The sequence below is a fragment of the Corallococcus sp. AB049A genome (assembly GCF_003668885.1).
Lineage (GTDB): Bacteria > Myxococcota > Myxococcia > Myxococcales > Myxococcaceae > Corallococcus > Corallococcus interemptor.
Window position 1 is genome coordinate 1 of sequence record NZ_RAWL01001367.1, and the last position, 401, is coordinate 401.

A 401-nucleotide genomic window follows, 5' to 3' on the forward strand; every position below is an offset into this window, starting at 1 on the left:
CCGTTAAGCTGACAGATGTAGATGCGTGTTGGGGATGTGGCTTTCCTCACTTCTCAGTTGTCTAACACAACCTTCACCAAGTCCATCCTGGCTAACTTCCCCGGCACTTTCGTCCCTAATAAAGTCGTCGTCTACGGCCATTCTTTTGGTGGCGCAACCGCTGCCGTCGCCGCCCAGCGCAATTCGGCCGTCATCGGAGGTCTGAACTTCGACGGCTCAGTCTACGGCCCGGTCAACGAGCAAGGCTTCAAAGACAAGCCGTTCATCCTAGTAGCGTCTACTCGGAATTACACGCGCCCAACATTCCCACCATCCAGCGATTGGATCACCTTCTATAGAAACATCAAAGGCCCCAAAATGGAGCTGGCAATCTGGGACACTCAGCACTACGCCTTCATGGA

Annotated in this window: 1 protein-coding gene; it reads left to right on the top strand. The window is 53.9% G+C overall.

Translation table 11 applies throughout. The features are described 5' to 3' along the window. Positions 1 to 36 precede the first annotated feature (36 nt). A partial coding sequence (locus tag D7X55_RS42200; RefSeq protein WP_199747485.1) for an alpha/beta hydrolase occupies positions 37 to 401 on the top strand: 365 nt, incomplete at its 3' end.